The sequence below is a fragment of the Planktotalea sp. genome (assembly GCF_050633725.1).
GTDB lineage: Bacteria > Pseudomonadota > Alphaproteobacteria > Rhodobacterales > Rhodobacteraceae > Planktotalea.
In genome coordinates, this window is record NZ_JBOEHB010000012.1 from 34,133 (window position 1) to 54,721 (window position 20,589).

Below are 20,589 nucleotides of genomic sequence, written 5' to 3' on the forward strand. Positions count from 1 at the left end.
GTTAGTGTGCATTGGCCCGTCAGCCGATGCAAATCGGCAGACCTGCGGCCCCAGAGTTTCCGTTAAGAAGTTGAAAAACTTGCCCTTCATAGAGATAGAAAAAGCAGCCATCCTTCACCAAAACATCGGACGCGGGGATATCTGCTGGCAAGTTCTGTTCAACCAACGCTGGCAAAGGCCCGCTCCAGCGGTGATATTCATGGGCCGCAACACTTGACCCAAAAAGAGCCAGCATGCAGGCGAGTCCAAGCTTTTTCATGTCAAAATCTCCGCTGTTTCCAGAACGGCGTGCATCAAAACATCAGTTCCCGCTGTCGCCCATTCTTTGGAAATTTCTTCTGCTTCATTGTGCGATAACCCATCAACACAAGGGCACATGACCATCGCCGTCGGCGTACATTGGTTGATCCAGCACGCATCGTGCCCCGCGCCAGAAATCAGGTTCATGTGGGAATAACCGAGACGCTCCGCTGCCGAACGCACGGCTGTGACACAGGTTTCGTTAAAGGCGACCGGATCGAAGCCGCCGACCTTTTCAAATTCGACTGACAACCCCAACTCATCGCAAATCGCTTGGGCTTCAACGCGCAGGCGCGCTTCCATGTCCTCAATGACCGACAGCTCGGGCGAGCGGAAATCGACCGTGAAGACCACCCTGCCGGGGATCACGTTGCGCGAGTTCGGGTAAACGTCGATATGGCCAGCCGCGCCGACGGCGTGGGGTTTGTGCGACCATGCGATCTCGTCCACCTTTTGCAGAACCTTCGCCATGCCAAGCCCAGCGTTCTTGCGCATGGGCATGGGGGTCGATCCTGTGTGGCTGTCTTTACCCGTGATCGTCACCTGCGTCCACGACAGGCCCTGCCCGTGCGTAACAACGCCGATGTCTTTGCCTTCGGCCTCGAGAATCGGCCCTTGTTCGATGTGCAGCTCAAAAAACGCGTGCATCTTGTCTTTGCGCGCGCCGACAGGCTCTTCGCCTTTCCAGCCAATGCGCTCCAGCTCGGAACCGAAACTTTTGCCCTCAGCATCTTCGCGCGCGTAGGCCCAGTCTTCGGTGTGAACACCTGCAAAAACGCCAGAGGCGAGCATGGCAGGCGCATAGCGCGTGCCTTCTTCATTGGTCCAGTTGGTCACAACGATGGGATGCTTCGTCTTGATCCCCAAATCATTCATCGTGCGCAGGATTTCAAGGCCGCCAAGCACGCCTAGAACACCGTCATATTTGCCGCCCGTCGGCTGGGTATCTAGGTGCGAGCCAACATAAACCGGCAAGGCGCTTGGATCACTGCCCGCTTTTTCAGCGAACATATTGCCCATACTATCGAGACCCATGGTGCAACCTGCATCCTCGCACCACTTTTGAAAGAGCGCGCGCCCTTCGGCGTCTTCGTCCGTCAGCGTTTGGCGATTGTTGCCACCCGCAACACCGGGGCCGATCTTGGCCATTTCCATGAGGCTATCCCACAGCCGATCCCCATTGATCTTTAGATTCTCGCCCGGTGCGGCCATGGCGTTTCCCCCGTCTTGCTAATCGTTTGGCTGGTCGGTCACTTTTTTACCATTTGGTAAAGACACGATTGCAATGTGGGCTAACTCTGTCAAGGATTGACTTGTGGAGATTTGCAACGCATTTGAGCGCTGCTTTGAGAACGCCTAAATACTAAGCATGAGGCAAATGGATTTGAAAACTGTGACGGACAGCACAAAGGCAGCCAAGAAAGCTCCGAGCCGAATTCAGCAGCGCAATCGCAAGCTTATTCTGGATGCGGCATTGGAAGTGTTCTCTAGCCACGGGTATCGCGGATCAACGCTGGATCAAATTGCTTCGGGCGCCGGTTTGAGCAAGCCAAACATCCTTTATTACTTTGGCGGCAAAGAAGATATTCATGTCACGTTGCTCAGCCAATTGATGGAGACTTGGCTTGATCCGCTAAAAGAGATGGACCCGAACGGCGATCCGATAGAAGAGCTAATCGGGTACGTGCATCGCAAACTGGACATGGCAATCGAATTACCGCGCGAAAGCCGGCTGTTTGCGAACGAAATCCTGCAAGGCGCGCCGCGCATGGAGCCGCATCTGGTGGCGGATCTAAATCCATTGTTTGACGATCGCACGAGCGTTATCGCCAACTGGATGGAGCAGGGAAAAATCGCAAAATCCGACCCTGCGCATCTGATCTTTTCTATTTGGGCCACAACGCAGCATTACGCTGATTTTGCTGCACAAATTCAGGTTTTAATGCCCGACAAAGAACGCCGCGAACTCGGTGCGCGCGACTTTCTTACCCAGCTCTACACGAAACTTCTAACGCCTTGAATTTATCGCGCATTACGCGCGCGATCGATCAGTTCCAGAACAGAAGGTCCAAGTCCGCGCACGATATCACGGACGCCTTCGCGGTTAGGATGAATACCATCAGCTTGCATACGCGCGCGCACCGCATCGCGATCAACTGTGCCGTCAGCCTCGAGCAATCCCGCGAAAAAGTCCTGCGCATATAGCGTGCTATGTTGCGCGCTTAGTTCGGGATACATTTTGTCGAATTCGGCTTTATATTCTGGCCCGTAATTTGACGTGCCAACCAAGCCAACAAGCAACACAGGGACTGCACGCGCATTCGCCGCTTGGATAATTCTCTCAAGGTTTGCGCGGCTGATCGCGGGGTCAATGCCACGCAATAAATCATTGCCACCTAGCGCAAGGATCATGGCATCGACATCCTCTGTTAGCGTCCACTCGATCCGCGCAGCGCCCCCTGCTGTAGTATCCCCAGACACACCCGCGTTGATCAAACGAAGCTCACTGCTTTGCACGCCGTTGTCATACAGCCATTGCGCCAGTTGAGGTACAAAACCATCATCGCTGCGAAGGCCGTAACCCTGCGTCAGACTATCGCCAAAGGCGACAACGGTAAGCGGGTTAGCCCGAGCAGGCAGCGCAAGTGTGCCAAGCAGTATAAAAATCAGCGCAATTGAAACGAACGCCTTGTTGGCACCTTTCAAAATCCCATATTTCAAAAACAACACTCCCAAATCAGGCGACCGCCAATGCTTTCTCTCTCCCTTAAAGATGCGCAGCTTTCTCTGGATGGCAATGCCGGCAGGGTAGATATTCTGCATGGCATCACGCTTGATGTCGAAAAAGGCAGCTCACTTGCGCTTGTTGGACCTTCAGGTTCGGGTAAATCTTCCTTGCTGATGTTGATGGGCGGATTAGAGCGCGCGAGCGCAGGGCATGTCACCGCATTGGGACAAGATCTCACCCATATGGACGAAGACGAACTAGCGCGATTTCGTCGACGCGCGATGGGCGTGGTGTTTCAGTCTTTTCACCTCATTCCGACGATGACTGCGTTAGAAAATGTTGCGACCCCGCTGGAGCTTGCGGGGGACAAGGACGCCTTTTCCAAAGCTGCAGCGGAGCTGGAAACCGTCGGCCTGAGTCATCGCGCGGATCACTATCCCAGCCAGATGTCAGGGGGCGAGCAACAGCGCGTCGCCCTCGCCCGCGTGATGGTTGTTCGACCTGATGTTTTGTTGGCCGATGAACCTACGGGCAATCTGGATGAAGCCAATGGCAATGCTGTCATGGACCTTTTGTTTGAACTGCAAGCGCGCGACGGGGCGACATTGGTTTTAGTGACCCACTCCAATGCGCTTGCTGAGCGATGTGAGCGAATCGTGCGTTTACGGGACGGTCGAATCGAAGGCACCGGGCAATGAGCCTCGCATTAGCGTTCACATTTGCACGGCGCGAATTGCGCGGCGGGATCAAGGGCTTTCGCATTTTTCTGGCGTGCCTTGCTTTAGGCGTTGCAGCGATTGCGGCTGTTGGAACTGTAAGAACCTCAATCGAAGCTGGGCTGGCGCGCGAAGGTGCCGCGCTCTTGGGCGGCGACGCTGAATTAGAACTGACATATCGTTTTGCAAATGAGGGGGAGCGCGCGTGGATGCAGGCAAACGCGCTGAAGATCTCCGAGATTGCGGACTTTCGATCAATGGCTGTGGTCGGGGATCAACGCGCATTGACTCAAGTAAAAGCAGTCGATGAGTTTTATCCGTTGATCGGCGAGGTTGGGCTAAATCCCGAAATGCCGATCAGCGACGCACTTGCAGGGCAAGGCGATTTGCCGGGAGCGGTGATGGAGCGGGTTCTCATTGATCGGCTTGGCCTGTCGATCGGGGATAGTTTCAAGTTGGGCACACAGGAGTTTAGACTGACCGCCGCCTTAACCCATGAGCCTGATAGTGCAGGCGGTGGATTTGGCCTTGGGCCACGCGTCATCGTTCTAAAAAGCGCGCTAAGTGCGTCAGGGTTGCTCGATGCAGGGACGTTGTTTTCGAGCAAATACCGTTTGAAGCTGGCGGAGGGCACGAACCTCGACCTTCTGAGTAAGAATGCCGAAGAAAGCCTAGCTAAAAGTGGAATGCGCTGGCGAGATGCGCGCAATGGCGCGCCGGGCGTTGCGCGCTTTGTCGAGCGTCTTGGTGCGTTTCTGGTGCTGGTCGGGCTATCTGGTTTAGCAATCGGTGGCGTCGGCGTGTCCGCTGCTGTGAACAGTTATCTAAAGGGAAAAACCTCTGTTATTGCTACGCTGCGCACGCTGGGTGCGGAGCGCCGAGTGATTTTCCAGACCTACTTTATTCAGATCGGTCTGCTGAGCCTGCTCGGTATCATTATTGGTCTTTTATTAGGCGCGCTTGCGCCTCTCGTTTTGGCCCCTTTGATAACCGAGCGACTGCCAATCCCCACTGCATTCGCAATCTACCCGAAGCCGCTTTTTGAAGCGGCACTTTATGGTGTCTTAACCGCGCTCATCTTCACAACCTGGCCCCTGTCCCGCACAGAAAACATTCGCGCGGCCACATTGTTCCGGGATGCAGCTCAAGGCGGCGCGCGATTGCCTGCGTTGCGCTTTGTTCTGGCAACAGGTTTCTTGATTGCCCTCTTGCTTGGCTTTGCCAGTTGGTTTTCTGGCGCTCTGTTCCTCACGTTATGGACAGCGGCAGGCATATTGGGAGCGCTGCTTTTACTGGTTCTTGCCGCGCATCTGATCCGTTTCATCGCAAGGCGCGCCGCTCCTTTGAGCCGCGGCCGCCCGTCTCTGCGATGGGCATTACGCGCGATTTCCGGCCCACGTAAAGAAGCGGTCTCTGTCGTGCTTTCGCTCGGGCTTGGCCTGTCCATTCTTGCGGCTGTCGGCCAGATCGACGGCAACCTTCGCGGCGCAATCGCACGTGATCTGCCAAGCGTCGCTCCGTCCTACTTTTTCGTGGATATCCAAAAGGATCAGATGGAGGGCTATCTGGCGCGGCTAGAGAACGATCCAGCAGTGAGCCGAATTGACAGCGCGCCCATGTTGCGGGGGATTATCACTCAGATCAATGGGCAACCTGCGCGTGACGTAGCAGGGGATCATTGGGTTCTTGAAGGGGATCGCGGCCTCACCTACTCAACCGAAGTCCCTGACAACACGCGCGTTTTAAGCGGTGAATGGTGGGATCGCGACTACGCTGGTGCGCCATTGGTGAGCTTTGCGGCGGAAGAAGCCGAAGAAATGAACCTAAAGTTGGGTGATCAGATAACCGTGAACATCCTTGGGCGCGATATCACCGCGACTATTGCAAGCCTTCGAGAAGTAGATTTCTCAACGGCTGGCATCGGGTTTATCATGTCCATGAACCCAAGCGCGCTTTCAGGGGCGCCGCACAGTTTTATCTCAACCGTTTATGCCACGCCTGAAAGTGAAGCGCAGATTCTGCGCGATCTTGGCACCGAGTTTCCAAACATTACTGCAATTCGCGTCGGTGATGCGATTGCGCGGGTGTCCAGCGTGCTGGAAGGATTGGCCGCCGCGATCAGTTATGGGGCTGCTGCCACCTTGCTCACAGGGCTCTTGGTGTTAATCGGTGCGTCTGCGTCGGGCGAGCAAGCCCGCACCTTTGAAGCAGCCATCCTAAAAACACTTGGCGCGACGCGTCGGCGTATTTTGTTTAGTTTTGCTTTGCGCGCAGCAATCTTGGGGGCCGGTTCAGGGTTGGTTGCGCTTGGCGCAGGCATACTTGGCGGATGGGCCGTGAGCACCTTTGTGATGGAAACCAGCTATCAAGTGATTTGGAGCAATGCCGCCGCGATCATTTTTGGTGGCACTGCCGCGACGCTTGTGTCTGGATTAGCCTTTGCATGGCGCCCTTTGAGAGCGCGGCCAGCACACATCCTAAGATCGCAGGAATAACAGGCTAAGCGACTTCCATCGCGGAAGAGCAAGATGGTTTGGTGCACTTCGCATCCGTCAATAGATCAAGCAAAGGCGTGTTATCACACACAAGATCAGCAAGCGTAATGCCGTCTAAATGCGAATAGAAACTCTCGGCTGCGGCTGTCAGCGCGCCGCGCAAACGACAGGATTCAACCAAGGGGCAGGTATCGTCCGTGTCTGCAAAACATTCAGCAAGTGGAACAGGGCCTTCTATCGCCCGGAACACATCGCCGATTGCAATGTCTTGCTGAGCGCGGCCAAGTGTAAGCCCACCATTTCGACCGCGCTGAGTATGCAAATATTTGAGCTGGGCAAGCTGGTGAATGACCTGCGCAAGATGGTTTTCCGAAGCATTGCAACATTTCGCAATGTCCGCTTTGGTCACCAAATGCCCAGAATTTGCGGCGCAATACATGAGCACACGCATTGCGATATTGGTTCTTTTGGTAACGCGCATTACATCCTCTTCCCGTCAAGCAGCGCTCGGTATACGTGTTGAAGTACCAGCAAACGAAGGGGAACGTCATTGATATGGATCAAGCAAGCAATGTGACGCCTCGGTTCTTTGGGTACGGAAGCTTGGTCAATACGGCAACGCACGACTATCCAGAGGTACGCCGCACGCGTGTAAAAGGATGGGCGCGTTTGTGGCGACATACCGCCTTGCGCGAGTTTGCGTTTCTAACGGCGGTGCCGGACCCGATGTGCGAAATTCAGGGGTTGAGCGCAGAAGTCCCGCTCGGTGATTGGACTGCCTTGGATAATCGAGAGGCTGGCTACGATAGGATCGCGCTAAGCGAGCATGAAGGAACGGCGATCTATTCCATTCCTCACAAGGCCTCAGTCGCCGCGACGCACCCTATCCTGCTCAGTTATCTTGATGTCGTCGTCCAAGGCTATCTGAACGAGTTTGGAGAAGCAGGTGCCGCGCTATTCTTTGCCACAACGCATGGCTGGGACGCGCCTATTCTGGATGACAGACGCGCGCCGCATTATCCGCGTCACCAGGTTTTATCTGCTCGCGAAACGCAGTTTGTTGATCAAGCTATTGATGCGCTTGAGTGCAAGATTATCCTCGCTTAACGCCTGAAAGAGCTACGCTGCATGAGGCGAGCCTGCCGCGCGAAAGGGTCAGGTTTGGCGATTGCGGTTGCATCCCCTTCGACCTTCCGCATGACCCGCAAAGCGAGGATTGCTGAAAGCGTGCCAAAGATAACGCCGCCAACGGCCTGCCCGATCAGAACACCAGGTGCGCCGAACCAAGCGGCCCCAAGGATCACAAGAGGGATCGTGCCAAGCGTGTGGCGTCCCCAATTGAGCCAAGTGGAATAATAGGGATGGCCAAGGTTGTTGAAGCTCGCATTAGCAACAAACAACAGGCCATTGAAAAAGAACACCAGCGCGAGAGGGCCGCAAAAAAGATAGACCAATTCGCGTGTGATGCCCGTGGCTGTGAAAACATCCGCAATAGGTGAGCGCGCCAAGAAAAGCAGAATGGTCATGCAAACCACAAATATGCCGACAAAGACCACGCCAGCAGTAAACCCGCCTCGCACGCGATCATGCTGCCCTGCCCCGAAGTTTTGTCCAATGATCGGACCAACTGCGCCAGAGAGCGCGAAGATAACGCCGAACGCTAAAGGTGTGAGACGCCCCACAATCGCCATGCCCGCAACTGCAGCTTCGCCGAAGTCAGCCATGGTTCGGGTCACATAAGCTTGGCCAATGGGTGTGGCCAGTTGTGTCAATATCGCTGGAAACGCGATGGCCAAAACAGGGCGTAGATCAATCATCAGATCGCGCAGTTCTGGACGCACGAAACCGCCGTAATGCCTTAAGATAGGCCGGAGCGATACAGCGGCCATTGTGAGACGCGCCGCGACAGACGCAAGGGCTGCGCCTGTGAGTTCCATGTCGAGACCGAAGATCAAGATCGGATCGAGCACCGCATTGACTCCGCCGCCATAAATCGTTGCCATCATCGCGCGTTTTGCATCGCCATGGGCGCGCAAAATTGCACCTCCCACCATACCAATCATCAAGAATGGCAGCGTAGGAACAATGATTTGAAGGTAGAGAACCGCAAGCGCATGGGTCTCCCCGCTCGCGCCAAGCAGGGAGACCAAAAAGCCCAAATTGAACCAAACAAAGGCAGCAAATACCGCACCGAATAACACGCCATAAATCAACGCGTGGGTGGCTTTGCGCTTGGCTTCAGCTTCATCTCCTGCACCCAACGCGCGCGCCACTAAAGCGCCTGCTGAGATCGACATGCCAATGCCGAAAGAGGAGGTAAAAAACAGGATTGCGCCCGCATAGCCGACCGCCGCTGCAAGTTCGGACTTGCCCAGCATAGAGATGAAAATCATATCTACAAAGTCGACAAAGAAGATCGCCATGAGACCCACCGAAGCGGTGAGCGACATCACCGAGACGTGCTTGAAGAGCGAACCTGTTAGGAATTTGGCTTGTGCATCGGACATGTGACCCTCCTTTGGGCAGGAGGGTCTATACCGCCCCATCTACAGTGCGCACCAAATCTTCTTGCAAGAAGATTTGCAATTTCTTTTGCAAAGAAATTGTCGCGTTAAGGGTCAACCCTTTGCTTTGATCACTTGTAGCAGCGGCATAAGCGAAGCCATATCCGGCCCACGTTCGCGCCCTGTGACAGCTTTGCGAAGCGGCATGAAAAGACCTTTGCCTTTGCGGCCAGTCTCGGCTTTCACTGCTGATGTCCATTCGCCCCACGTCGCGTCGGTGTAAGGGCCGTCTGGCAACATTGTCATCGCCTCTGCAATGAAGTCTTCATCGCCCGCGTCGATCAAAGGCTCTGCACCGTTCTGCGCAAGATCGGCCCATTCGGACAGATCGTTCAGCACGGTGATATTCTCGCGCGCCACATCCCAGAAGCGCGCGGCCTGATCCTTTGGCACGCCCAGCGCGTCGATACGATCGGCGACGGCCTCAAGCGGGAGAGTGTGGTTATAACGCGCAGTCAGCGGATAGAGGTCATCCACATCGAATTTCGTCGGAGCAGAGCCGAACTGCGAGATATCGAAACCTTCGATCAGCTCCTCGACGTTGCTGCGCAACTCAACAGGCTGGGACGATCCCAGACGTGCAAGCAACGAAAGCAGCGCCATCGGCTGAACACCCGCTTCGCGCAGATCGCGCAAGGCAAGTGTGCCGAGACGTTTGGAGAGGCCTTCACCCTGCGGACCCGTCAAAAGAGAGTGGTGCGCGAAGTCAGGAACATTCCCGCCAATCGCTTTGATCATCTGGATTTGCGTCGCCGTGTTGGTCACGTGGTCCGAACCACGCACAACGTTTGTGACGCCCATATCGGTGTCATCCACAATGGAGGCGAGCGTATAAAGCACCTGACCATCGCCGCGAATGAGCACGGGATCAGACACGGATGCCGCGTCAATAGAGATGTCGCCAAGGATGCCGTCATTCCACTCGATACGTTCCTGATCCAGTTTGTAGCGCCAAACGCCAGAGCCACGCTCAGCGCGCAGCGCTTCTTTTTCGGCATCAGAGAGCGTCAGTGCAGATCGGTCATAAACGGGCGGTTTGCCCATGTTCAGCTGTTTCTTGCGTTTCAGGTCCAGCTCGGTCGGCGTTTCAAACGCCTCATAAAAGCGGCCCATTTCACGCAGTTTGTCAGCGGTTTCCGAATAGCGATCAAGACGCGTGGACTGGCGTTCCACCTTGTCCCACGTCAAACCCAGCCATTCGAGATCCTCTTGAACCGCATCCACATATTTCTCTTCCGAGCGCACAGGATCGGTGTCGTCGATACGCAGAATAAACGTACCGCCCGCCTTGCGCGCGATCATATAGTTGAACAGCGCGGTGCGCAGGTTACCAACGTGGATATAGCCAGTCGGGGACGGGGCGAAACGGGTGGTTGTCATGGATGCATCTCCTGTTGGCGCTGCTTTCTCACAGGATGCCCCCGATGTCCAGATTCGGCGCTATTCAGGATGCACGGGCCAATAGCCGTTCAAGTCTTTAAGACCCACGGTGATCAATTCCTCCAGCACCGCCAGATCAATATCCGCCAGCTTGTTCACATAAAGACAGGCCTTGCCCAGCTTGTGCTTGCCCAAACGGTCCATGATCGCGCCGTAATCCTGATAGCCGGGCATGATATAGATCGACTGACTGGCCTTGCGCGGGGAAAAGCCAGTGGCGAGGGAGCTGCCGCTATGCCCGCTGTCATAGGTGTAATCATAGCGCCCAAATCCAATAATAGTCGGGCCCCACATTTTGGGTTTATAGCCTGTGACACAGGTAAAGAGATCGAGCAAAACCAGCGCATCGGCTTTGCGGACCTTGTGTTCGATGGTCTCGATGAAATCGCGCGGATCCACCTCTGTGGCTTGTGTTTTGTTTTGACTCATCCCGACCTCTTCACGAAATTGCGAACATAACTAACGTCGATATTCCAAAAAACTGCGCTACAATTGCTTTCAAATCAACAGAGGAGAATGAATTTATGGACAAGAAATTGATAATGAACCGACGCACCGCGTTGCTTGGGGCCGCATCTCTGCCTCTTGCGGCAAGCCTTTCCCAGCCCGTTTTGGCCGCCGCAGATATGATGGGTGCGGGCGTGCCGCTCTTCAATCGGGTCAAACTTGGGAGCTTCGAAGTCACGACGCTATTGGCGGGCAATCGCACGGTCGAGAACCCACAAAACATCTTTGGCATGAACGTCAGCGCCGAGGAATTCGCGGAAGCCTCTGCAATGGCGCGCCTGCCGATCGACAAGGCGCAGTTCTTCTTTACGCCGACCTTGGTCAACACGGGTAGCGAGCTTGTTCTCTTTGATACAGGATTGAACGCAAAAGGCATCACCGCCGCGCTTGCCGCTGCGGGCTACACGCCAGATCAGGTCGATGTGGTTGTCATCACCCATAGCCACGGCGATCACATTGGCGGTTTGAGCGATGAGGGCACGCCGACCTTCGCCAATGCGCGCTATGTCACGGGCCGCGTTGAGTACGACACGATGGTGGGTGCCGAGAACAAAGGCTTTGACGGCAAAGTGAAACCGCTGGCCGAGAAGATGAGCTTCCTTGAGGGTGGCGGCGGCGTTGCCTCTGGTATCACGGCAGAAGAAGCCTTTGGGCATACGCCCGGCCATATGGCCTATCGCCTTGAAAGCGACGGGAAGCAATTGATCATCGCGGCAGATTTCGCCAACCACTACGTTTGGTCCCTGGCCTATCCTGAGTGGGAAGTGAAGTTCGACCGCGACAAGCAAGCCGCCGCAGCCACCCGCCGCAAAATGCTGGATATGATGGCGGCGGATCAAATCCCGTTCATCGGCTATCACATGCCCTTCCCTGGTATCGGCTATGTGGAGACACGCGGCGAGGGCTATCACTACACGCCGCACAGCTATCAGCTGTTGGTGTAAACGTCTTGACCTAAAGTGATCCAACGTCATGCGCGCCAAACCGGTAAGAGCCGTCTAATCTGGCGCGCATGACATACAAACCCTACATTCTGCGTACTTATGAAAAGATGCTTGGCTGGCCGTTCGGGCGGCAGCTCTTTTCAATCTACGCATCCCGCAAAGCCCCCTATTTCCGCACGATCCGCCCTTTGGTGCAAAAGCTGGAGCCTGGTCATTGCGAGGTTTTCCTGAAGAAACGCAAGTCGGTGCAGAACCACATCGGCACGGTGCATGTGATCGCCGTGGCCAATGGGCTCGAAATGGCGATGGGCTTTCTGGCTGAAGCCACAATCCCCAAACACCTGCGCTGGATTCCCAAGGGGATGGAGCTGTCCTACCCCGCCAAGGGCGACACGGATTTGGTTTGCGAAGCGATCAGCGATCCCGCCGATTGGAAAGTGGGCGACGTAGATATCGCGGTGGTCGCTCGGCGCAAAGATGGCGTGGCGGTTGTTGAAGGGGTCATCAAGCTCTGGATTAGTGAAAAGCCAAAGTAGGGCGTTTAGACCTGCTTTGTGTTGCGCGATTTTTGAATAGAGCAGAGAAAAGTGCGACAGCCACCGCGCGAGCGTAAAGGCAGCAAGTCGCGCTTGGTGCCCCTCTGGGCTTTATCACTTATCACAAATTGGCCTTTGGGGATTGTGCATATCGGGATCAAAGGGCAGTTTGTCGCAGATTGATCTAAAAGACCGAGAGCGAGGCACGATGACCAACACGCTTTTTGACGCCCTATTTGCCCCGCATCAAGGGAAGTCGACGCCGTTTCTTCACCTACTAGATGGGAGCACCCTGACCCATGATGCCTTTCTGCGCCAAGCTGCGCAGATCGGCGGCGCGCTTGATCTTTTGGGATTGGTAGCTGGCGACAGACTGGCCTTACAGGTCGAAAAGTCCGCCGAAGCATTGGCTGTTTATGCGGCATGCGTGCAAAAGGGTGTGATATTCTTACCGTTGAATACCGCCTATACCGCGAACGAGTTGGCGTATTTCATCGAGGACAGTGGCGCGAAAATCGTGGTCTGCGATCCCGCAAAAGAAGCCGCGATTTCCGAGATTACCGCAAAGACAGGCGCAAAGCTGCTAACGTTGGATGGGGCTGGCAACGGGACGTTGATTGACGCGGCAACGTCTCAGCCCGAGCAAACGCAAACTGTTGCGCGCGGGCCTGATGATTTGGCCGCGTTTCTTTATACGTCCGGCACCACAGGTCGATCTAAGGGTGCGATGCTGACGCAGGATAATCTGCTCTCGAACTCGGAAGTGCTAAAAGATTATTGGGGCTTCACCAAAGACGATGTGTTGCTGCATGCTTTGCCTATATTCCACACGCATGGGCTATTTGTGGCGACAAATATCGCGCTGCTGTGTGGCGGTTCAGCGATTTTCATGGCCGCGTTCAATCCCGATACGATTTTGGAGCAGATGCCCCGCGCAACGTCGATGATGGGGGTTCCTACATTCTACACGCGTTTGCTTGATCACGACGGGTTCACCCGCGACGCGGCGGCCCATATGCGGCTGTTCATTTCTGGCTCTGCTCCGATGTTGGCGGAAACCCATGAACAATTCGAAGCGCGCACGGGGCAGCGTATCCTTGAGCGCTACGGGATGACCGAAACCAACATGAACACCTCCAACCCCTATGAGGGCATGCGCAAGGCTGGCACGGTCGGCTTTCCCCTGCCGGGTGTTGAGTTGAAGATTTGTGATCCTGAGAGCGGAACCGAATTGGCGCAGGGCGAGATTGGCGTGATCGAAGTGCGCGGGCGCAATGTGTTCAAAGGCTACTGGCAGATGCCGGAAAAGACCCGCGAAGAACTGCGTGACGATGGTTTCTTTATCACGGGTGATTTGGGGCTGGTTGACGAAGATGGCTACGTGCAGATTGTGGGTCGCGGCAAAGATCTGATCATTTCGGGCGGTTACAACATCTATCCAAAAGAGATCGAGTTGATCATCGACGATCAACCCGGCGTGAAAGAAAGTGCTGTGATTGGCGTGCCGCATCCTGATTTCGGTGAAAGCCCTGTTGCGGTCGTGGTTCCAGAAGGCGCGGGCCCTGACACCACCCAGCTCATGCAAGCCTGCAAGGATGAGTTGGCCCGTTTCAAACACCCCCGCGAGATTATTATTTTGGACGCACTGCCCCGCAACACGATGGGTAAAGTGCAAAAGAACGCCCTAAGAGGCGACTATGCGTCGCTCTTCACTCCAACAGAAAGCTAAACCGATGAGCGACACGACAGAATACACACCGCCTAAAGTCTGGACATGGGATCAGGAAAGTGGCGGCAAGTTTGCAAGCATTAACCGCCCGATTGCTGGGCCAACGCATGACAAAGAATTGCCACGCGGCGAGCATCCTTTGCAGCTTCATTCGCTGGGTACGCCCAACGGAGTGAAGGTTACCATCATGTTAGAGGAACTGCTGGCAGCGGGGCATACGGGCGCGGAGTATGACGCATGGATCATCAACATTGGCGAAGGGGATCAGTTTTCCTCTGGCTTTGTTGAGGTGAACCCGAATTCCAAGATTCCCGCGCTGATGGATTATTCTGGCGACACCCCTGTGCGCCTCTTCGAAAGCGCATCGATTATGATGTATTTGGCCGAAAAATTCGGTGCCTTCATCCCAGAGCATGCGCGTGCAGAGTGCTTTAACTGGCTGTTTTGGCAAATGGGCAGCGCGCCCTATCTCGGGGGTGGCTTTGGTCATTTCTACGCCTACGCGCCTTTCAAAATGGAATACCCAATCAATCGTTTCGCGATGGAAGTGAAGCGGCAGATGGACGTGCTGGATCGTCATCTCGCCGAGAACGAATATTTTGCAGGCGGTGAATATTCGATCGCTGATATGGCCATTTGGCCGTGGTACGGGCGGCTTGCCTTGGGCGGTGCTTATGAGGCGGGTGAGTTTTTGGACGTAAAGAGCTATAAGCACCTTCAGCGCTGGACTGCACAGATTGGCGAGCGCGAGGCGGTGAAACGTGGTAAGATCGTGAATACCTCTTGGGGGCCAGAGAACGAACAACTGCCAAACCGTCATTCAGCGGCGGACATTGATGCGGTGCTTGCAAAGTAAGGTACTAGGAAGGGCGAAATGATGCGTAAATCTAGAGTTTTTTCGTTGGTATCGGCGCTGATCCTTGCGCCGATTGTCGCCTTTTCTGATCAAGGCAATCATGATCATCCGATTGGCGATGCAATCAAAGATGTGCCGATCTTTGATGCACATATCCATTACAAAGAACCTGCATGGGACGAATATCCTGTCGAGGCGATTGTCGGTTTGATGGATCGCACCGGCGTTGCAATGGGGTTGGTTTCATCAACGCCAGATGAGGGCACTATTCGCCTGTGGGAGTTTGCGCCGAACCGCATTGTGCCAGAACTGCGGCCCTATCATGGGAGTGCAGGGTCATCGAATTGGACCGAGTTTCCTGAAATGGCCGATTATCTTGAAGGTCGGTTAGAGAAATATCCGCATCAGGGAATTGGCGAATTTCACATACGCAATCGCGCCATGTGGGATGAGGCACTGTTCCGCAAGCTGATCAAAATGGCCAAGGCGCAGGACTTGTACTTGCATGTTCATTCCGGTGCAGAGCCGATCCGTTGGCTTTATGATCTTGATCCAGAGGTCAAAGTTATCTGGGCCCATGCGGGCCTCGGTGAACCTGCGCGCGAAGTCTATCGGTTAATGGCTGAGTTTCCTGATCTGCTCGCGGATACGTCCCTGCGTGAACACGCGATTGCCGGCTTTGATCGCAAACTTGATCCTGAATGGGCAAAGATCATCTTTGAGTTTCAAGATCGTTTGATGGTGGGCAGTGATACGTGGGTGAACAGTCAATGGGACAGTTACGAGTCCATCATCGCATCTAATCGCCGCTGGCTGTCTTTGCTCCCGCGCGACGTGGCCGAGAAGATTGCGTACCGCAATGCTGAACGGGTGTTTGGACGAGACGTATCAAACGAGTTGATTGGAAAGAGATGATGCTTCGCCTTGTTGGGTTTTTCTTGGCGATCTCATGTGGCAGCGCCGCTTTTGGCTTTCAGAAATTCGAAGACTACCGAATTCTTGGAAGCGAAATCGCCTCGATAAAAGCGATTGATCCCGAATTTGAAGAAGACCCTGAGGTGCTTGAGATTGAACTGGTTGAGGGTGGCGTCACGCTTCAGCTCGAGACCGATGGCTTTTTGGATGAATGCCTACAGTCGCTCGAATATCTGGTGGGCGATCCAAATCAATATGCGCAGATTGTAGTGCAGGTGAATACGCCGACAATGAACGGATCGCTGATCGTGCAATGCACGGCGGTTGGGTTGCGCTAGTCAAAGCTCTCGCGTTCAAAACCAATCAATGATCATTTCGTAGGCATAAACGCCAAGATATGCGAGCGCGATGTTGTAGAAAATATTGCCAAACGTCAGTGGAATAATGGTGCGCCAATAAGTGTATCCCATCATGCTAAGCGAGGCGACGATGAAGTCATTGGAAAAGGGCGAGACCATTCCGTAAGCCACCAATGTCGGCGAAATCAGCCTTGGATGACGAGACAAGTAGCTGGACAAATGCTCGACCGTTGCGCGCATTCTTGGCGACAGAGTGTCCTTTAATCTACTCCCGATCAGGAACATCGTGCTATCACCAAGCATCACGCCAATGGCGGTACAGGCCCCCAATGCAATTGGGTTAAGCCCTCCCGCAGCGAGGCTCATCAGAATGAGATGATAAGGAACCCCTGTAAATGTGGTAAAGCCCCCGAGAACGCCCAAGAAGAACATCAACAGATAGGCGTTATTGCTGCCTAATCTGTCTATCAGCGAATCTACTGGAAAACTCGCTAGAGAGAGCGAAATTGCGAGGTAAACAGCAACAAAAAGGCTCGCTTTGAGGATCAATGAGCGCCGTCTGGACTGGCTTTTTCTTATGCTTGTCATTTGCGTTCGAAATCCCGAACCACACGAAGGCGGTCAACTTCGAACACTTCGTCAATGAACATTCCTTTGCTCATTATGTGCTGACCCAGAACAAGCCCACTAATCGCATCAACCCCATGCAGCGTTGCCTGAGAAGGTACAACAAGGACCGTTTTCTTTCCTCGAGCATTCTGGATGGTGATTGACGTGCCTTCGACAGAGATCACCTCTCCCGCCAAATGGTGTTGCGCGTTGCGCGCCTGCACGAACAAAAGGAACAACGACAAGAGCGCAAACGCGAGCGCAGTCAGCAGCGCTGCGATTAGGATTTTTCCGAGATGAAAAGGCTTAATCGGGGGTTTCATATTAAGAGGTGCTTTTCTTTAGCAACGACCAAACAAGCGAGCAGAGTTGCCCCTTTTGCGATTTGGTTACTCGCAAAGGCAGCCAAAATCATTGCGCTAAATCAAGAACCGAAACTCGGCGCTTAGCTTTCGTCGCGCCACCTGTTCGCAATCGGATAACGTCGATCAAGCCAGAATGAGCGCCGTGATAGGCGGGTGCCGGGCGCAGATTGGAAGCGTTTGTATTCGGAAATATAAAGCAGATGCTCGATCTTTTTGACCACATCACGCTCATACCCTGCCGCAACACAATCCGCGACTGAGGCATCATCGTCCACCAGCATTTCCAAAATCCCATCAAGGATAGGATAATCGGGCAGGCTATCGCTGTCTTTTTGATCAGGGCGCAGCTCCGCAGACGGTGGCTTGTCGATGATTGAAGGTGGGATGACTTCACCCTTTGGTCCTGACATCCAGTCAAAATGGTTTTCGTTGCGCCAACGGCAGACTTCGAACACGCGGACCTTATACATGTCTTTGATCGGGTTATATCCGCCCGCCATATCGCCGTAGATCGTTGCATATCCGACGGCGACCTCGGATTTGTTGCCCGTGGTCAGCAGCATTGATCCAAACTTGTTGCTCATCGCCATAAGCAACAGGCCACGCAGACGAGACTGGATATTTTCTTCCGTGATGTCGCTCTCATATCCTTCGAACAAAGGTGCAAGCGTGTTGGTGATCGCATCGCGCCCCTCTTTGATCGGGACGAAGTTATAAGTCGCGCCAATACGTTCTGCGCAGTCTTTGGCATCCTCAAGCGAGCCTTGGGAGGTGTATTCCGACGGCAGCATCACGCAGCGCACATTCTCGCCGCCCAGCGCATCCACCGCGATGGTTGCGACCAGCGCGCTATCAATGCCGCCTGACATGCCAAGCAGGACTTTCTTAAAGCCTGTTTTGCCCATGTAATCGCGCAGAGCTTCAACGCAAACGCGGTAATCCTGCTCGAACTGGCCTGGGATCACGGCCTTGGCGCCCTCTTCGACGCGCCAGTCTTCATCCGTGCGCATAAGGTCAATGTGCGCGATCTCTTCATCAAAGACCGGTAATTGCACCGCCAAAGCGCCGCCCGGGTTCAAGGCGAAAGAGCCGCCGTCAAAGACCTGATCATCCTGACCCCCTACCATGTTCAAATAGATCAAGGGGAGACCCGTTTCGACAACGCGGCTGACCATTTGGTTCATGCGAACATCAAACTTACCGCGGTAGTAGGGCGAGCCGTTCGGGACAAGAAAGAACTCTGCCCCTGTTTCTTCCAGAGTTTCGGTCACATCTTCGTGCCAGGCATCTTCGCAAATCGGGCTACCGATACGGGTGTTGCTTACTGAGTAAGGACCGCCCAAGGGACCACTGTCAAAGATGCGTACTTCGTCGAACACATCTTCGTTTGGCAAGTGATGCTTAAGCGAAGTGCTAACGATTTTTCCGCCGCGGCAGATGAAATAAGCGTTATAAAGCTTGCCCTCTTCAACGCTTGGGCCACCGATTGCCAAAGCAGGACCGTCTTTGCATTCATTGGCAAGTGTTTCGATCGCCGCGAGGCACGCGGCTTGCACTGCGGGCTTCATCACCAAATCTTGCGCATTATACCCAAGGATGAACATCTCTGGCAGAGCCACGAGATCCGCACCAGCGTCGCGGCCTGCTTCCCAAGCAGCGCGCGCCTTGGCAGCGTTTCCAGCTATGTCACCCACGCTCGGGTTTAATTGGCCAAGAGTGATCCGAAAGCGATCAGATGGGGTGGCAACAGTCATAACATGCGCTCCGGCAATTCAAGTTTGCAAAGATGTATCACAGCCAAGAGCGAGGGAAAGAGGCACCGCGCACGAGCGCGCGAAAATCAATTGGCTTTGCACGGGGGGTGAACTAGGCTCGCACCAGAATTTTGACCTCTCGCAACGGAGCTTGCCCATGCGCCTCGCCCCTCTCGCCTTTGCTACCAGCCTTGTTTTGATGTCACTCCCTGTTGGCCTTAGCGCGCAAACGACGGGCGTTCAGACCAAGCAATATGATGATGGCGGGGTGTATGAAGGCACGTTCAAAGATGGCATGCAGCACGGCACGGGAACTTTGAAGCTACCGAACGGGTATGAATACTCTGGCGATTGGGTTGCAGGTGAAATTTTGGGGCAAGGACGCGCGCAATTCCCTGATGGCGCGGTTTATGAAGGGGCGTTTGCCAAGGGCAAGCCCGAGGGCATCGGCAAGATCACCTATTCTGACGGAAGCACCTATGAAGGCAGCCTGCAAGACGGCGTGCCGCAAGGCACTGGCATTTCGATAAGCGCAGACAACAATCGTTATGAGGGCGGGTTTCGAGGTGGCAAGCAGCACGGTAAAGGCGTTCTAAGCCGAGCGGATGGCTACACATACAAAGGCGATTGGGTAAATGGCGTCAAAGAGGGCGCCGCAACAATCGCTTATCCTGACGGCTCTGAATATCATGGGCAGGTCCAAGACGGCAAACGCGAGGGCATTGGTGTTTTCACTCTGAGCGATGGAATGATTTTGGACGGCCCTTGGCGCGGTGGTCAGCTGAGTGGGCTTGGTAAAGTTATCCAGCCTAACGGCGATCTTTACGAGGGCGATTTGGTCGCGGGGCGCCGCGAAGGCCAAGGCAAAGTCACTTACCAAAATGGCGATACCTATGTCGGTGATTTCCTGAATGATCTGCGCGACGGCAACGGAACATTCACCGCAACAGATGGATACACATATTCGGGTGAGTGGCGCAAAGGGCTAATCGACGGGATTGGGCGCGTGAATTACCCCGATGGCTCAGTCTATGAAGGCCAGATGAAAGACGGTCTCGCACAAGGAAAAGGCAAAATTACTTACCCCAACGGATCGGGCTACGAAGGACAGTGGGTCGCTAACGTTATCGAAGGAACAGGTCGTGCGGTTTATGCGAACGGCACAATCTATGAAGGCGAATTCAAGGACGCCAAACACAACGGCCAAGGCGTTATGACACGGCCGAACGGATACCGATATGAAGGCGCTTGGCTCGACAATCAGATCACGGGCAATGGCACGGCAAGCTTTCCAGACGGATCAATCTACGAGGGCCAGTTCAAAGACGGTCAACGTAGCGGACGCGGCACATTTCGCATGGCAGACGGGTTTTCCTATGAAGGCGCATGGGCCAACGGAGCAATGACCGGCCAAGGCGTTGCAACCTATGCAAGCGGTGATGTGTATACGGGCGCATTCGCTGGCGGCAAACGCGAAGGTCAGGGTGAAATGCGCTATACGGATGGCAAAGTTGTTTCTGGCCTGTGGGTCAATGGCCAGCTTTCCGAACCCGCGGCCGGGTCAAACGAATAAGGCCTGTTAAGCGCGCTTTCGCAGGCATCAGCAAAACAATTTTTGGCTTTGGCATCTCGTGCAAAGCACTGCCAAACACTGGAGCCGCCAAAAAGGGGTTTTCCTTAACGGGAATCGCGTTATAACCAACTTCATGAAAACGATTGGCCATATCCAGATTGATGCACAGCGCGCCCGCGCTGCGTCTCTGCTTGGCCTC

The 20,589-nt window shown here is 54.5% G+C and carries 21 protein-coding genes; 11 read left to right on the plus strand and 10 right to left on the minus strand.

The window, feature by feature from the left end; translation table 11 throughout:
- Window positions 1-19: 19 nt before the first annotated feature.
- Window positions 20-259 (minus strand): hypothetical protein, encoded by a 240-nt coding sequence (locus ACRBCU_RS11205; RefSeq protein ID WP_431365469.1) that lies wholly within the window; start codon window positions 257-259, stop codon window positions 20-22.
- Window positions 256-1,512 (minus strand): Zn-dependent hydrolase, encoded by a 1,257-nt coding sequence (locus ACRBCU_RS11210; protein WP_431365470.1) that lies wholly within the window; start codon window positions 1,510-1,512, stop codon window positions 256-258. Before ACRBCU_RS11210 ends, ACRBCU_RS11205 begins: the two co-directional genes overlap by 4 nt.
- A gap of 166 nt (window positions 1,513-1,678) precedes the next feature.
- Here ACRBCU_RS11210 and ACRBCU_RS11215 point away from each other — a divergent pair, with 166 nt between their 5' ends.
- Window positions 1,679-2,320: a TetR family transcriptional regulator C-terminal domain-containing protein gene (locus ACRBCU_RS11215; protein WP_431365471.1), complete on the plus strand. Its 642-nt coding sequence runs from the start codon at window positions 1,679-1,681 to the stop codon at window positions 2,318-2,320.
- Between the two features lie 2 nt (window positions 2,321-2,322).
- Here the strand turns inward: ACRBCU_RS11215 and ACRBCU_RS11220 are convergent, their stop codons facing one another.
- The gene (locus tag ACRBCU_RS11220; protein ID WP_431365472.1) at window positions 2,323-3,021 is read right to left on the minus strand and encodes an arylesterase; all 699 of its coding nucleotides are present in this window, start codon (window positions 3,019-3,021) and stop codon (window positions 2,323-2,325) included.
- 30 nt (window positions 3,022-3,051) lie between these two features.
- Between ACRBCU_RS11220 and ACRBCU_RS11225 the strand changes: the two genes are divergently transcribed.
- Both ACRBCU_RS11225 and ACRBCU_RS11230 read left to right on the plus strand, forming a co-directional pair.
- Entirely contained in the window at window positions 3,052-3,726 is a 675-nt protein-coding gene (locus ACRBCU_RS11225) for an ABC transporter ATP-binding protein (protein ID WP_431365473.1), read from the plus strand.
- Complete coding sequence (locus ACRBCU_RS11230; protein WP_431365474.1) at window positions 3,723-6,239, plus strand: ABC transporter permease; 2,517 nt, start codon at window positions 3,723-3,725, stop codon at window positions 6,237-6,239. The genes ACRBCU_RS11225 and ACRBCU_RS11230 overlap by 4 nt, the downstream gene beginning before the upstream one ends.
- A gap of 4 nt (window positions 6,240-6,243) precedes the next feature.
- Here the strand turns inward: ACRBCU_RS11230 and ACRBCU_RS11235 are convergent, their stop codons facing one another.
- The gene (locus ACRBCU_RS11235) at window positions 6,244-6,720 is read right to left on the minus strand and encodes an RrF2 family transcriptional regulator (RefSeq protein ID WP_431365475.1); all 477 of its coding nucleotides are present in this window, start codon (window positions 6,718-6,720) and stop codon (window positions 6,244-6,246) included.
- 74 nt (window positions 6,721-6,794) lie between these two features.
- Between ACRBCU_RS11235 and ACRBCU_RS11240 the strand changes: the two genes are divergently transcribed.
- A complete protein-coding gene (locus ACRBCU_RS11240; RefSeq protein WP_431365476.1) occupies window positions 6,795-7,346 on the plus strand; it encodes a gamma-glutamylcyclotransferase family protein in 552 nt (183 codons plus the stop codon).
- Here ACRBCU_RS11240 and ACRBCU_RS11245 read toward each other — a convergent pair.
- From ACRBCU_RS11245 to ACRBCU_RS11255, 3 genes are all read right to left on the minus strand, one after another.
- A complete protein-coding gene (locus ACRBCU_RS11245) occupies window positions 7,343-8,746 on the minus strand; it encodes an MATE family efflux transporter (RefSeq protein WP_431365477.1) in 1,404 nt (467 codons plus the stop codon). The genes ACRBCU_RS11240 and ACRBCU_RS11245 overlap by 4 nt on opposite strands.
- 111 nt (window positions 8,747-8,857) lie before the next feature.
- Window positions 8,858-10,183 carry a glutamate--tRNA ligase gene (gene gltX / locus ACRBCU_RS11250; protein WP_431365478.1) on the minus strand — a complete coding sequence of 442 codons (1,326 nt, stop codon included), beginning with the start codon at window positions 10,181-10,183 and terminating at the stop codon, window positions 8,858-8,860.
- 60 nt (window positions 10,184-10,243) lie between these two features.
- Window positions 10,244-10,672 carry a DUF1801 domain-containing protein gene (locus ACRBCU_RS11255; protein WP_431365479.1) on the minus strand — a complete coding sequence of 143 codons (429 nt, stop codon included), beginning with the start codon at window positions 10,670-10,672 and terminating at the stop codon, window positions 10,244-10,246.
- 95 nt (window positions 10,673-10,767) lie between these two features.
- Here ACRBCU_RS11255 and ACRBCU_RS11260 point away from each other — a divergent pair, with 95 nt between their 5' ends.
- The 6 genes from ACRBCU_RS11260 to ACRBCU_RS11285 all read left to right on the plus strand — a co-directional run bounded on the left by ACRBCU_RS11260 (window position 10,768) and on the right by ACRBCU_RS11285 (window position 16,068).
- Window positions 10,768-11,694: an MBL fold metallo-hydrolase gene (locus tag ACRBCU_RS11260; RefSeq protein WP_431365480.1), complete on the plus strand. Its 927-nt coding sequence runs from the start codon at window positions 10,768-10,770 to the stop codon at window positions 11,692-11,694.
- Between the two features lie 68 nt (window positions 11,695-11,762).
- Window positions 11,763-12,230 (plus strand): hotdog fold domain-containing protein, encoded by a 468-nt coding sequence (locus ACRBCU_RS11265; protein ID WP_431365481.1) that lies wholly within the window; start codon window positions 11,763-11,765, stop codon window positions 12,228-12,230.
- 208 nt (window positions 12,231-12,438) lie between these two features.
- Complete coding sequence (locus ACRBCU_RS11270; RefSeq protein WP_431365482.1) at window positions 12,439-13,959, plus strand: malonate--CoA ligase; 1,521 nt, start codon at window positions 12,439-12,441, stop codon at window positions 13,957-13,959.
- A 4-nt stretch (window positions 13,960-13,963) separates the two neighbouring features.
- Window positions 13,964-14,815: a glutathione-dependent disulfide-bond oxidoreductase gene (gene yghU, locus ACRBCU_RS11275; RefSeq protein WP_431365483.1), complete on the plus strand. Its 852-nt coding sequence runs from the start codon at window positions 13,964-13,966 to the stop codon at window positions 14,813-14,815.
- Window positions 14,816-14,833: 18 nt separating this feature from the next.
- Complete coding sequence (locus tag ACRBCU_RS11280; RefSeq protein WP_431365484.1) at window positions 14,834-15,730, plus strand: amidohydrolase family protein; 897 nt, start codon at window positions 14,834-14,836, stop codon at window positions 15,728-15,730.
- The gene (locus ACRBCU_RS11285; protein WP_431365485.1) at window positions 15,730-16,068 is read left to right on the plus strand and encodes a hypothetical protein; all 339 of its coding nucleotides are present in this window, start codon (window positions 15,730-15,732) and stop codon (window positions 16,066-16,068) included. The genes ACRBCU_RS11280 and ACRBCU_RS11285 overlap by 1 nt, the downstream gene beginning before the upstream one ends.
- A gap of 15 nt (window positions 16,069-16,083) precedes the next feature.
- On the opposite strand, the gene ACRBCU_RS11290 is transcribed toward ACRBCU_RS11285, so the two are convergent.
- The 3 genes from ACRBCU_RS11290 to ACRBCU_RS11300 all read right to left on the minus strand — a co-directional run bounded on the left by ACRBCU_RS11290 (window position 16,084) and on the right by ACRBCU_RS11300 (window position 18,817).
- Window positions 16,084-16,677, minus strand: coding sequence for a VTT domain-containing protein (locus ACRBCU_RS11290; RefSeq protein ID WP_431365486.1), 594 nt, complete (start codon window positions 16,675-16,677; stop codon window positions 16,084-16,086).
- Entirely contained in the window at window positions 16,674-17,021 is a 348-nt protein-coding gene (locus ACRBCU_RS11295) for a hypothetical protein (RefSeq protein ID WP_431365487.1), read from the minus strand. Before ACRBCU_RS11295 ends, ACRBCU_RS11290 begins: the two co-directional genes overlap by 4 nt.
- A 122-nt stretch (window positions 17,022-17,143) precedes the next feature.
- Window positions 17,144-18,817 (minus strand): NAD+ synthase, encoded by a 1,674-nt coding sequence (locus ACRBCU_RS11300; protein ID WP_431365488.1) that lies wholly within the window; start codon window positions 18,815-18,817, stop codon window positions 17,144-17,146.
- 157 nt (window positions 18,818-18,974) lie between these two features.
- Between ACRBCU_RS11300 and ACRBCU_RS11305 the strand changes: the two genes are divergently transcribed.
- Window positions 18,975-20,390, plus strand: a complete 1,416-nt coding sequence (locus ACRBCU_RS11305) for an MORN repeat-containing protein (RefSeq protein ID WP_431365489.1) — start codon at window positions 18,975-18,977, stop codon at window positions 20,388-20,390.
- The last annotated feature ends 199 nt before the right edge of the window (window positions 20,391-20,589 follow it).